The sequence below is a fragment of the Arthrobacter sp. ov118 genome, assembly GCF_900116495.1.
GTDB lineage: Bacteria > Actinomycetota > Actinomycetes > Actinomycetales > Micrococcaceae > Arthrobacter.
Map to the genome: position 1 here is coordinate 420,818 of NZ_FPAY01000002.1, position 13,419 is coordinate 434,236.

General features: G+C 65.4%; 7 protein-coding genes. 4 read left to right on the plus strand and 3 right to left on the minus strand.

Going from position 1 to position 13,419, the window contains the following annotated elements:
- Positions 1 to 19 precede the first annotated feature (19 nt).
- Positions 20 to 1,534: a glycerol kinase GlpK gene (glpK, locus tag BM372_RS07340; protein ID WP_090953641.1), complete on the plus strand. Its 1,515-nt coding sequence runs from the start codon at positions 20 to 22 to the stop codon at positions 1,532 to 1,534.
- A gap of 72 nt (positions 1,535 to 1,606) precedes the next feature.
- Here the strand turns inward: glpK and BM372_RS07345 are convergent, their stop codons facing one another.
- From BM372_RS07345 to BM372_RS07355, 3 genes are read right to left on the minus strand one after another with little or no spacing between them, the layout of a single operon-like run.
- Positions 1,607 to 4,750, minus strand: coding sequence for an efflux RND transporter permease subunit (locus BM372_RS07345; RefSeq protein WP_090953643.1), 3,144 nt, complete (start codon positions 4,748 to 4,750; stop codon positions 1,607 to 1,609).
- A 1-nt stretch (position 4,751) separates the two neighbouring features.
- Positions 4,752 to 5,210 (minus strand): hypothetical protein, encoded by a 459-nt coding sequence (locus BM372_RS07350; protein ID WP_090953645.1) that lies wholly within the window; start codon positions 5,208 to 5,210, stop codon positions 4,752 to 4,754.
- Positions 5,207 to 8,356, minus strand: coding sequence for an efflux RND transporter permease subunit (locus BM372_RS07355; protein ID WP_256214097.1), 3,150 nt, complete (start codon positions 8,354 to 8,356; stop codon positions 5,207 to 5,209). The genes BM372_RS07350 and BM372_RS07355 overlap by 4 nt, the downstream gene beginning before the upstream one ends.
- A gap of 840 nt (positions 8,357 to 9,196) precedes the next feature.
- Here BM372_RS07355 and leuS point away from each other — a divergent pair.
- The 3 genes from leuS to BM372_RS07370 all read left to right on the plus strand — a co-directional run bounded on the left by leuS (position 9,197) and on the right by BM372_RS07370 (position 13,297).
- Positions 9,197 to 11,722, plus strand: coding sequence for a leucine--tRNA ligase (leuS, locus tag BM372_RS07360; RefSeq protein WP_090953649.1), 2,526 nt, complete (start codon positions 9,197 to 9,199; stop codon positions 11,720 to 11,722).
- Positions 11,723 to 11,903: 181 nt separating this feature from the next.
- Complete coding sequence (locus tag BM372_RS07365) at positions 11,904 to 12,941, plus strand: DegV family protein (protein ID WP_256214098.1); 1,038 nt, start codon at positions 11,904 to 11,906, stop codon at positions 12,939 to 12,941.
- A 170-nt stretch (positions 12,942 to 13,111) separates the two neighbouring features.
- Positions 13,112 to 13,297 (plus strand): hypothetical protein, encoded by a 186-nt coding sequence (locus BM372_RS07370; protein ID WP_090953653.1) that lies wholly within the window; start codon positions 13,112 to 13,114, stop codon positions 13,295 to 13,297.
- Positions 13,298 to 13,419 lie beyond the last annotated feature (122 nt).

Below are 13,419 nucleotides of genomic sequence, written 5' to 3' on the forward strand. Positions count from 1 at the left end.
AACAGACAAGGACGTCAACATGAACCAGTACGTAGTCGCCATTGATCAGGGCACCACCAGCACCCGCGCCATCGTGTTCGACCACAGCGGCAGCATTGTCTCCTCGGGCCAGATGGAGCATGAGCAGATCTTTCCCCAGGCCGGCTGGGTGGAGCACAACCCGGCGGAAATCTGGAACAACACCCGGGAAGTAATCGGCTCCGCCCTGTCCAAGGCGAATCTGACCCGCCACGACATCGCCGCCGTCGGCATCACCAACCAGCGCGAAACGGCAGTGGTGTGGGACAAGACCACCGGTGAGCCGGTCTACAACGCCATCGTGTGGCAGGACACCCGCACCCAGCCGATCGTCGACGAGCTGGCCAGGGAAGGGGGACCTGAGCGCTTCAAGCAGAAGGTGGGCCTGCCCCTGGCAACCTACTTCTCCGGCACCAAGATCAAGTGGATCCTGGACAACGTCGAGGGCGCCCGCGCCAAGGCCGAGGCCGGCGACCTCGTCTTCGGCAACACGGACTGCTGGGTGCTGTGGAACCTGACCGGCGGGACCGACGGCGGCGTCCACGTCACCGACGTGACCAACGCCTCGCGGACCATGTTCATGGACCTTGAGACCCTGTCCTGGGACCAGGAGATCCTGGACGCGTTCGGTGTTCCCGCCTCCATGATGCCGGCCATCAAGTCCTCCTCAGAGGTCTACGGCACGGTACACACCTCCCAGCTGCTGCGTGAAGTTCCCGTGGCCGGCATCCTCGGCGACCAGCAGGCGGCCACGTTCGGCCAGGCCGCCTTCGAAGCCGGAGAAGCCAAGAACACCTACGGCACGGGCTGCTTCCTGATCTTCAACACGGCCGAGGAAATCGTCCATTCCAAGAACGGGCTTCTGACCACGGTTGGTTACAAGCTCGGCGACGCGGCACCGCACTACGCGCTGGAGGGTGCCATTGCCGTCACCGGTTCGCTGATCCAGTGGTTGCGGGACAACCTCGGAATGATCAGCACGGCCCCGGAGGTTGAAAAGCTCGCGGCCGCGGTGCCGGACAACGGTGGTGTGTACATTGTTCCGGCGTTCTCCGGCCTCTTCGCGCCGTACTGGCGTTCCGATGCCCGCGGCGCCATTGTGGGCCTCACCCGCTTTGTGAACAAGAACCACATTGCCCGCGCGGCACTGGAAGCCACGGCCTTCCAGACCCGTGAGGTGCTGGACGCCGTCAACGCGGACTCCGGCGTGCCGCTGACGGAGCTGAAGGTCGACGGCGGCATGGTCGCCAACGATGCCCTCATGCAGTTCCAAGCGGACATCCTAGGAGTGGCGGTTATCCGGCCGAAGGTGGTCGAGACCACGGCGCTGGGCGCAGCCTACGCGGCCGGCCTGGCCGTCGGATTCTGGAAGGATCTGGGCGAGTGCTCGGCCAACTGGGCCGAGGACAAGCGCTGGGAGCCGCAAATGGACCAGGCCGAGCGGGAACGCCAGATGCGCCTCTGGAAAAAGGCCATTACCAAGTCCATGGACTGGGTTGACGACGACGTCAGGTAGCGCACCCGTCAGCTCCGGCGGACAAAAGAAAAGCTCCGGCCAGGATTACCTGGCCGGAGCTTTTCTTTGTCCTTACCCGGCGGTTGCGGGTTCGGGCTGGCGGGGCCCGCGCTCACGGGCGGGACCCTTCTTCGCGAACCGCAAATAGAGCGATGGCACGATGAACAGGTTGACCAGTGTCGAGGTCACCAGCCCACCGAGGATCACCACAGCCATCGGGTGCTCGATCTCATGGCCGGGCCGGGCGCCCATCACCACCAGCGGAACCAGGGCGAGCGCGGTGGCAAGCGTGGTCATCAGAATCGGTGACAAGCGCTCGGCAGCACCGCGCAGGACCAGGTCCCGGCCGAACGGCATGCCCTCGAACTGCTCCAGATGCTGGCAGTGGTTGATGAGCAGGATGCCGTTGCGGGCGGCGATGCCCATCACTGTCAGGAACCCGACCAGTGAGCCGAGGGACAGGATTCCGCCGCTCATGTGCGCGGCGATCACCCCGCCCACGAGTGCCATCGGCAACGTCAGCATGGCCAGTATCGCCAGCCGCCAGCTGCGGAATGCCGCCTGGAGCAGGAGGAACACCACGATGACGGCGCCGATCGCGAAGAGGAGCAGCCGCTGCGAGGCGGCCTGCCGCTCCGCGTATTCGCCCAGGATGTCGGCGCTGTAGCCGGTGGGGAACTCCACCGATTGGAGGTCGGACTCGAGCTTTTCAACGACCTTCGCCAGATCGCCTTCCTTGACGTTGGCGCTGACGTCAAGACGCCTGGACCCTTCTGATCGCTCAATGACATTCGGCGTTGGCTTCACTGATATCTTGGCGACGTCCGCCACCCGGATCCTCTGCCCGCTGGGGGTGTCCAGCGGGAGGTTCTGGATGCTGGTGACGCTGGTCCTGAGCTCCGGCGCACTCCAGACCTGGACGTCGTAGGCTTTGCCGTCCCGGTAGACGTCCCCGACCTCCTCACCGGACACCAGGGTGGCTGCGGCACGGCGGACGTCGCCGGGCTTCAGCCCGTACCGGTTGGCTGCGTCCAGGTCCACCTCGACGTCCACCTGAGGCACGTTGACCTGCAGGGCAACCTTGGCGCCGATTGCCCCTTCAATGCCGCCCAGAACGGCCTTGACCTTATCCGCCTGCTTCTTCAGCGTGTCCAGGTCATCTCCGTAGACGCGGACGACGATCGAATAGCCGGTGCCGGTCAGCACCTCGCGAACACGTTCCTTGAGGTACGTCTGGACGTCCCGGTGGATGCCCGGGTAGCCGTCGACGATCTGCTGGATGGAGGCCAGGGTCTTGTCATAGTCCACCGAGGGGTCGACGCTGATCCAGTTCTCACCGAAGTTGACGCCCACCACCTCGTCGGCGGCGAAGGCCTGACCGATATGGGACCCGCAGTTGTTGACGCCGGGGACGGTCATCAGCTCCTTGCAGGCCAACTGGCTCACGCGCACTTCCTCCGCGTTGGAGGTGCCCGGTTGCGTGACCCAGTGCATGAGGAAGTCACGTTCCTTGAACGAAGGCAGCAGCGACTGGCCCAGGAGCGGGGCCGCGATGATGCCCACGACGCCGAAGGCCGCCACGGCGAGGTAGCCCGGGAGCGGCCGCCGCACAATAGGCCGCAGAGCGGCCCCGTACCAGCGTTTGAGTACCCGGACCACCGGCGGATCCCGGTCTTCGAGCTTGGCATTGCGCAGGAAGATGTAGGCCATGGCCGGAGTGACTGTGAGGGCCACCAGCATGGAGGCCATCACGGCAAGGGTGTAGGAGGTCGCCAGGGGGCGGAAGAAGGCGCCCGTCAGTCCGTCGAGGAAGAAGATCGGCACAGTGGCTGCGACGATGATCAAGGTGGCGTAGACGATGGGGCCCCGGACCTCCAGGGAGGCATTGACGACCACCCTGGCGGTGCTTTCGGTTCCGCCGCTGGCCCGGTGGTGCCGCAATCGCCGGACGATGTTCTCGACGTCGATGATGGCGTCGTCCACAACCACCCCGACGGCGATCACCAGCCCGGCAAGCACCATCGTGTTAATCGTTCCTCCGGTCCAGTACAGCACCAGGGCGGCTGCCATCAGCGACAACGGGATCGCCGTCACGCTGACCAGCGCAGTCCGCCACTGGAACAGGAACACACTGAGCACCAGGACCACCAGGAAGCAGCCCAGCAGGAGGGCAAGACTCAGGTTCCCGAGGGATTCCTCGATGAACGAGGCCGGACGGAAAAGCGTGGTGTCCACGGCGATGCCGCTCAGGCCGGGCTGCAGTTCCTTGAGGGCCTCTTCAACCCCGCGCGTCACTTCGAGCGTGTTGCCCCACGGCAGCTTTTCGACGATCAGCATGAGGCCGGGGCCGCCGTTGATCACCGCGTCGCCGATGAGCTGCTGGTGGTCTTCCACCACGTTGGCCACGTCAGCAAGCCGCAGCGGCGGTTTTCCCTCCCGCTCCGCCAAAGCCACCTGGGCGAGCTCCGCCGGCGAGGTGATGGGCTGGACGTGCCTGATGCCCAGGCTTTGGCTGGGCGTTTCGAGCGCTCCGCCGGTGCCGATCAGGGCGCCGGGGGAGTACTTGAGCAGGCCGGCGTCCAAAGCATCGGACGTCGTGTTCATGACGTTATCCAGCGTGACGTCATGGGCCGCCAGTTTGGCCGGGTCGACCTGAACCTGGAGCATCTGGAGGCGCTCGCCCCAGATCGCCACGTTCGCCACGCCCGGTACCCGCAGCAGATGTGCCCTGATGTTCCAGTAGGAGATCATGGACATCTCGATCAGGGACCGGGTGTCCGAGGAGAGCCCGATCTTCATGACACGGCTCGTGGAGGACAGCGGCTGGAGCATCAGCGGCGGCGCCGCCCACGTGGGCAGGGTCGGAATGACCGTTGCCATCCGCTCCGAGACCAGCTGCCTGGCGGTCAGCAGGTCGGTGCCGGGCTTGAACTCCATGACAATGGCGGACAGCTGGGACACGGACTTGGACCGCATCTGGTCCAAACCGTCAATGCCGTTGAACGCCTCCTCCATCGGAACCGTTACGAGTTCCTCGACCTCAGAGGCAGTGAGGCCAAGACATGCTGTCTGGACCTCGACACGGGGCGGTGCAAACTCCGGAAAAACATCCACCGAAGCACTGCTCAGTTGCGCGCCGCCCACGATCATGAGGGCGGCCGCCATCGCAATGATGATCGACCGGAACCTCAGGCTTGCAGCGACAATCCGGCGCATGTCAATGGGCCGTATCGAATTCGGCGCCGAACAGTTCCGCCGCGCCGACGGTGACGACGACGGTGCCCGCCTTGGGACCGGCCGAGGCGGTGACCACTCCGGACTCCACCTTGGCTACTGTGACCGGCTGACGCTGGTAGACCCGCGGGGCCGGGTTGGTGTAAACCCAGGTCTTGCCGCTGGAGTCATAGAGCAGGGCCGCGTATGGCAGGGTGACGGAAGTCCCCTTGGCGGCCTTGACGGTATCTGTCTTCAGGTCCAGGCGCTCCATTCCCTTTTCGCTCAGCGTCAGTTTCGCAATGCCTGTTGCGGCATTCTTCTCCACCTTGGCGGGTTCGTTGGCCGCGACGGCGGCGGGCGTTGCCGGCGTCGTCTGGGCGCATGCGGGCAATGCGAATAAAAGGGCTGCGCTGAGAGCGGCCGCCAGGGGCAGGCGCCGCAGGGGCTGTTGGCTGGTCATTTTGCTTCCACCTTTTCCTGCATAACGGACTGAACGGGAGCTTCGGCTTCGTAGACGTCGGCCCACTCTTCGGGAGCGGACCGGGGCCCGAACCAGAGCGCGAGCAGGGGGAGCACGAAGACCCCGACGAGGGTTGTTGTGATGAGTCCACCGATGATGATCAGGGCCATCGGCCCCAGAAGGGCCTCGCCCACGGCACCGCCGAACAGTCCCGGCGGGATCAGGATCGCCATGGTGATCAGGGCGGACTTCAGGATGGGCGTTACCCGGTCCCGGGCCGCCATCATGATGAACTTGTCGGGGGACTCCTGCGGGGTGGCCCGCCACAGCTCGTCCGTCCGGGCCGAAAGCAGCGCCGCGTTGCGGCCGGCGATGGCGAGCACCACGGCAAAGGCCGTGAGCGCCAGCACCGTCACGGCGCCTCCCGCGATCCATGCGGCTATCGCTGCCCCGGCCAGTGCCGCCGGCAGGGACAGGAAGACGGCGAGCGCCAGCTTCCAGCTCCGTACGGCGGTTTGGAGCAGAAGCAGGATCGCTATCAGAACCGCCGCGCCGATCCACAGAACCAGGGCGTCCCCGGCCAGCTGTTCGCTGTACTTCGTGGGGATTTCGGCGTGGTATTCCAGCGGGAACTGGATCTGTTCGACTGCCGCGTTGATGTCGCGCTGGATATCCGCCAGCGGCCGTCCGCTGACGTTGGCCACGACGTCGATCCTGCGGGACGTGTCATCGTGCATGATGACGACTTCGTTGGGTACCAGCCGGACGTCGGCGATCTGGCCCAGCTGGACTTGGCCGCCGCGTGGCGTGTCGAGCAGAAGTTCACGGATGCTGGTCAGGTCATCCCTGACGTCCACGGCGCCGCGGACCACCACTTCAAAGACCTTCTGCTGTTCGAAGAGGTTGCCGACCACAATGCCTTGCATCAGGGCCGCGGCGGCGCGGCGTGCGTCGCCGGGTTTGATGCCGACTTTTTGAGCCGCCTCGAGGTTGACCTCGACTTCGACGATCGGTGTCATGGCGCTGGCGTTGATTGTCGGGTTCTGCACGCCCTCGACCTTCTCGATGGCCTTGCGGACCTCTTCGGCCTTCTCGCGCAGGACCGGCATGTCAGTACCGTAGACACGGACGGCGAAGCCCGGGTCCATGCTGTCGCGCTGTTGACCGATCTTCTGCTGCGAGTAATTCACCACGTTGTGCGCAATGCCGGGGTAGCCCTGAACGACGTCACGGACCGCTTTTTCCGTCTCGCTGAAGTTCGCATCAGGTGTGATGGACACCCAGAGTTCAGCCGAGCTGTTTCCGACAACCTGGTCGGAGGAGATGGCCCGGCCGATGTGCCCGCCGACGCCGGAAACACCAGGCAGGCTCCGGAGCTCATCGGACGCTTTCGCGGCGACCCGGCGGACTTCGTCGTTGGACGTGCCTGCCATGGAGTCCCACTGCACCAAGAGCGTCCGGTCCGGGATGGTCGGAACGACCGCCCGATTTCCGACCAGCTGGGATGCGGCTGCGAGGCCCAGCAGGCCCACGACGGCGACAGCTACGACTCCCAGCGCCGTGCGGGAACGCGAGCCCTCGAGCGCCCGGTCGTAGTAACGCCTCGCCCGGACAACAGCCGGCGAGTCTGCCCGCCGGGCCGTCTCCCGGGGAAGCAGGAGATACGCCAGAACCGGTGTCAGGGACAAGCCCACCAGCACTGCAACGGCCAGTGTCAGCGCCGTGGACCAGAACAGCGGCTGGAAGAACCCGCCGCCGACTCCCGTAACGAACAGGGTCGGAACGAGCGCCAGGACCATGATGAGGGCTCCATGGAATAACGGTGTACGGACGCTGCGGACGAGCCGGACCATGCGGAACCTGATGGTGGCATCAGTCTCCATCTCCGCGGCCCGCAGGGGCCGGCGCCGCTGCGCCTGGACATCCTCCACGATGTCACCCACGATCACGGAAACAGCCAGCACAATTCCGGCCAGGATCGAGATATTCAGCGTGGAGTCGAGCAGGTAAAGGACGACTCCTGCTGACATGACCGTGGTGGCGATGGCCGCGAGGGCGATCACAGCGACCCGCCAGGAGCGGAAAAGCACCCAGAAGAGCAGGACTGCGATCAGGAGGCTCACCAACAGTGCCACTCCTAGGCCGTCCACGGCATCTTGCAGGAAGGACGCGGGCCGGAAGACAGACGTGTCCATCTGAATTCCGGAAAGCCCCGGCTGCATGTCGTTCAGGGCGGCCTCGATGTCCTTCGTGACCTGCAGGGCGCTGGTTCCGGGGAACTTCTCCACGACCAGGAGCAGCCCTGCATCCTGTCCGACGACGGCGTCGCCGATCAGTGGCTGGTGGTCCTCCTTCACCTGGGCGACGTCGCCCAGGAGCATGGGAGATGCGGCCTCTTCGACGCTGACCTTGGACAAATCCTCGGGGGTCCGGATTGGGAGGACGTGTTGGATACCCAGACGCTGGCTCGGCGACTCGACGAATCCGCCGGTACCGGGCGTCGACGCCTCAAGGAAGCTCAGGGGAGAGACCCAGACGGCGTTACCAGTGGTCTTGATGATCTGTTCGAGAGTAATGCCTTTGTCGCGCAGCTGCGTCGGGGTGACCTCGACCTGGAGCTGCTGCTCGCGCTGGCCCCAGATGGAAACATTTGCGACACCGGGAATGCCGATCAACCGCGGTTTGATCTTCCACCGGGCCAGCACCGACATTTCGATGCCGGAGAGCTGCTGGGAGCTCATCCGGACCATGAGCACGCGGCTGGTTGAGGACAGCGGCTGCATGATCAGCGGGGGCGCCGAGACGTTCGGCAAAGCGTGCGCCTGCGTCATGCGTTCGGCCACAAGCTGGCGCGCGCGCAGAAGGTCCGTTCCCGGCTCGAACACGAGCTCAATGGAGGACAGGCCGGGAACAGACTTGGATCGGATTTCATCCAGCCAGGCCACCCCGTTGAGGAGGTCGGCTTCCATCGGAGATGTGATGAGCTGCTCGACTTCGGCAGCTGAGAGGCCCAGGGCCTCGGTCTGGACCTCAACGTGCGCGGGCGCGAACTCGGGCATGCTGTCGACGGCGATCCGCGGGACGTTCACGAGTCCGAAGGCAATAAGTCCGGCGGCCATTGCGAGAACCAGAATGCGGAACTGCATACTGAACCGGGTAATCCAGCCGAACATGACTAGCCCTTTTCCAGGGCGCCGACGTCGTACCGGCGGGCAGCGGTGGTTCTTGATAATTGCACGGAAGAATGGCGCAAGCGATACATGACAGGCTCCTCAACCCGAGACCAATTGCGAATCCCCCCAGGAGACCCCACTTGCTGGTCTTCTTCGAATAGTGCTCCGGCCTGGAACCGTTTGGCAAGGACAAAATATTAGGTGAACTGCTAGTCCGCTCCCAGTAAATTCACAGCTCGGAAGCTCATAATGCGCCGTTTCACTTGGGGCTTCGCAGAATTATCCTCACGGGCGAAGGGACGTGCCCGGGCAGTGAAGAGTTTCCTACTTGTTTTCCTCCGGAGGACTACCTCAAACCGGCCTTGAAATACCCGCACCGTCCCGTCGCGATGGACAGGTAGATACGGCTGATCGAGGGCGGCGGCGTTTGTAACAATTTCAAGTACGGCAGCCTGCGCCGCGTGACGGGCCCTTGTGTCCCGGCGCGTTCCGGGCCAGAGCGGGCTGCGGTTCAGCGCAATCCGGCCCGAGGGGCTAAAGTGGTGCTATGCGCGCTGTGCTCCTGCTTAGTTAGCCGCCCGGCATCCCGACGCCTTGATCCTGAAGATCCCGAAGACTTCGGATTGCCGAGCGGCGGCCCCTCCATGTCGAGGGGCTTTTGTGTGTCTGGGGCTGTGTGGCGGCAGCAACGAATCAGCGCCGGGCAGCCGGCCCGGACAGTGCAGACTTGAAGGTAAACAGGCCTGGCGGCAGGCGGGCCTGAAGGTAGACAGGCTTGACATAACAGGCCGTATAGAACAGAAGAGGCCAGCAGTGAGCGTTCAGCCGGAAACACAGACCGGATCACCAGCAGCCGCGGCGGAGGGGCCCGAGGAAGGTGCCTACAGCTTCGCGGCGATGGAAGCCAAGTGGCCGCAGGTCTGGGAAGACCTTAAGGTCTTCACACCGCTCGACGACGGCACCAAGGAACGGCGCTACGTGCTGGACATGTTCCCGTACCCGTCCGGTGACCTTCACATGGGCCACGCGGAGGCGTTCGCTATGGGCGACGTCGTCGCCCGATACCTGCGCCAGCAGGGGTACGACGTGCTGCACCCGATCGGCTGGGACTCCTTCGGCCTGCCGGCGGAGAACGCCGCGATCAAGCGCAACGCCCACCCCAGCGAATGGACCTACGCCAACATCGACACTCAGGCGGCGTCGTTCAAGCGCTACGCGATCTCAGCCGACTGGTCCCGCCGGCTGCACACCTCCGATCCGGAGTACTACCGCTGGACCCAGTGGCTGTTCAAGCGTTTCTACGAGCGTGGACTGGCTTACCGCAAGGATTCGCCGGTCAACTGGTGCCCCAACGACCAGACGGTGCTGGCCAACGAGCAGGTCGTCAACGGCGCCTGTGAGCGTTGCGGCACGCCCGTCACCAAGAAGTCGCTAAACCAGTGGTACTTCAAGATCACCGACTACGCTGACCGGCTGCTCGATGACATGGATGAACTGCGCGGCCACTGGCCCGAGCGCGTCCTGGCCATGCAGAAGAACTGGATCGGCCGCTCCGAGGGCGCGCACGTCAACTTCGTGATCGAGGCCGACGGCGGCAAGCCCGCCAAGGATGTCACCGTCTTCACCACCCGCCCGGACACCCTTTACGGCGCCACCTTCTTCGTGGTCGCCGCCGATGCGCCGCTCGCCGTCGAACTCGTCACCGAAGAGCACGCGGGCGCCCTGGACGCCTACCGCGACCAGGTCAAGGCCCTGTCCGAGATCGAGCGCCAGTCCACCGAACGCGAGAAGACCGGCGTCTTCACCGGCCGCTACGCGGTCAATCCGCTCAATGGCGAGAAGCTGCCTGTTTGGGCTGCGGACTACGTCCTGGCCGACTACGGCACGGGTGCCATCATGGCCGTCCCGGCCCATGACCAGCGCGACCTCGACTTCGCCAGGACCTTTGACCTGCCCGTCCGGGCCGTGCTCGACACCGGCGAGGAAGACCCGGCGGGCTCCGGCACGGCAACGGCCGGCGAAGGCACGCTGATCAACTCCGGAACCCTGGACGGGCTGCCGAAAGCCGAGGCCATCCCGGCCGCCATCGCAATTCTGGAGCAGCAGGGCACCGGCGAGAAGTTCGTAAACTTCCGCCTGCGTGACTGGCTGCTCAGCCGGCAGCGGTTCTGGGGCACGCCGATCCCCATCATCCACTGCCCGGCCTGCGGCGAGGTGCCCGTCCCGGACGACCAGCTGCCCGTGACCTTGCCGGCGGACCTGCGCGGCGAGGACTTGTCCCCTAAGGGCACGTCTCCGCTTGCCGCCGCCGCTGACTGGGTCAACGTCGAGTGCCCGAACTGCCAGGGCCCTGCCAAGCGTGACACGGACACCATGGACACCTTCGTGGACTCGTCCTGGTACTTCCTGCGCTTTGTCTCCCCGGAGTTCACCGAAGGCCCGTTTGATCCGGCGAAGATTAACGACTGGATGCCGGTAGGCCAGTACGTCGGAGGCGTCGAGCACGCCATCCTGCACCTGCTCTACGCACGGTTCTTCACCAAGGTCATCCACGACCTCGGAATGATCGAGGCCGACGAGCCGTTCCGGGCGCTGCTGAACCAGGGGCAGGTGCTCAACGGCGGCAAGGCCATGAGCAAGTCTCTTGGCAATGGCGTGGACCTCGGTGAGCAGTTGGACAAGTTCGGCGTGGACGCCGTACGACTGACCATGATCTTCGCTTCGCCGCCGGAGGACGACGTCGACTGGGCGGACGTCTCGCCGTCGGGCTCCGCGAAGTTCCTGGCCCGCGCCTGGCGGCTTGGCCAGGACGTGGCGAGCGAACCCGGTGTCGATTTCTCCACCGGTGACCGTGCCCTGCGCACGGTGACCCACCGCACGATCGCCGATGCGCAGTCACTGCTCGACCACAACAAGTTCAACGTGGTGGTGGCCAAGCTGATGGAGCTGGTCAACGCGACCCGCAAAACCATTGACGCAGGTGCCGGCGGTGCGGACCCTGCGGTGCGCGAGGCCGTGGAAGCCGTCGCCGTCATCCTGAGCCTGTTTGCGCCTTACACCGCCGAGGACCTGTGGAACGTCCTGGGACATCCGGCATCGGTCGCGAACGCCGGCTGGCCCACTCACGACGCCGCGTTGCTGGTGGAGGACACCGTCACCGCCGTGGTCCAGGTGCAGGGCAAGGTGCGGGACCGCTTGGAGGTTTCCCCGGACGTCTCCGAGGACGAACTGCGGGAACTGGCGCTGGCCTCGGAAAACGTCCAGCGGGCCCTGGACGGCCGGGCTCTCCGCACGGTGATCGTGCGGGCGCCTAAACTGGTCAACATCGTTCCGGCCTGACCGGACGTTCGTCCGTGGCACCGGCCGCCCGCACGCGCGGGCGGCCGGAGCTGACGTGGTGAGCCGGTGTTGACAGCATGACGGTGTTGACAGCGTGACGGTGTTGACAGCGTGACGGTGTTGCGGCGGTTTCGGCAGCGCTCAAGCCTGGTCTATGTGTCCCGACAGCAGGAGGTCCCTCGTGCCAGACCGCGAGCCAGGCTGGCCATGGCTGCGCGAGCGGCTTGTCCGCCTGAAGCCGGGCCCCAGAGCCGGTACAGGCCCCGAAGCCGTTGCGCCCGCGAGGCAGGTCGCCGTCGTCACGGACTCTGCCGCCGCACTGCCTGCCGACTGGGTGCGGGAATTCGCCGCAGACGGCGGGCTTACCGTCGTTCCGATGCCGGTCATGGTGGGTGCCGAGATCTATGGCGAAGGTGAAGACGACATTGCGGAGACGATCGCTGTAGCCCTCGCCACTGGCAAGCCCGTCAAGACGTCCCGTCCTTCACCCGGGCAGTTTGAACATGCCTACCAGGCAGCCAGCGACCACGGTTACCAGTCGGTCGTCTCCATTCACATCTCCGGTGCCCTGTCGGGGACTGCCGACGCCGCCCGCCTGGCAGCCGAACGGGTCGGTATCCCGGTAGAGGTCCTTGACTCCCGGACGGTCGGCATGGCCCAGGGGATGGGCGTGCAGGATGCCGTTTTCGCGGCAGCCGGGGGCAGGAGCACTACCGACGTGACGGCCTTCGCGCAGGCCAGGCTGGACCGCACCAAGGTGTACTTCTACGTTCCGAGCCTGGAACAGTTGCGCCGCGGAGGGCGGATCGGCGCAGCGGCCTCGCTCTGGGGGGCCGTGTTCTCCATCAAGCCCATCCTTGCCGTTGACGAGGGCCAAATCATTCCGCTGGAAAAGGTCCGCTCCGCGGCGAAAGCCATAGCGCGGCTGGAAGAAATCGTTGCCGCCGATGCCTCGGCCCGGCCGGCCGGGCAGGCACGGCTGGCTGTGCATCACTTTGGCAACCAGGCCGAGGCCGAAGAGCTTGCCCAGCGTCTGGCCGTGGCGCTGCCTGCCTGCCCGCCCGCCCAGATCAGTGCCCTTCCGGCTGTCCTGGCTGCCCACGCGGGGCTCGGCGTGCTGGCCGTGATCGTAGGGGAGGGCAGCGCGCCCGGCGCCAGCCCTGCCGGCGCCAGCCCTGCCGGCGCCAGCCCTGCCGGATCCGGCCCTGCCGGCCCTTAGCCGGGGGCCGTCGGTCTGAAGCCGGGGGCCGTCGGTCTGCAGCCGGGGGCTCGTGGGGCAAGTGCTGGAGCAGGCAGTTAGGCCCTCTCGCGGCGGCGGGGGACTCTGGCCGGAATGAGGCAGCGGCGGTAAAGTCACTGCACCAAACCACAGCGTACCCGGAGGCCGCCATGGGAATGCAGGTGCACCACGTAGCCCAGTTCGATCGCGACGTTGCCGAAGAGGTGACCAAATGGCTGAAGTACCTCAAGGGGCAGGTGACAAGCGTCCAGTTCCTGACCACTACCGTGCCGGATCCCAAGGCCGAGGACAAATGGCGAGTGCAGTACGAGGCCTACATCACCTACCAGCAGTGACATCGGGCCAAAGCTGAGTCTCAGAATATCGGCCCCGGCGTCGGCTGTAGCGGGTCGGGCGTTAGCTGTGTGGGGTCGGTGGAAGGCTGGGTCGGGTCGGGCGCCAGCTGCGTGGGGTCGGT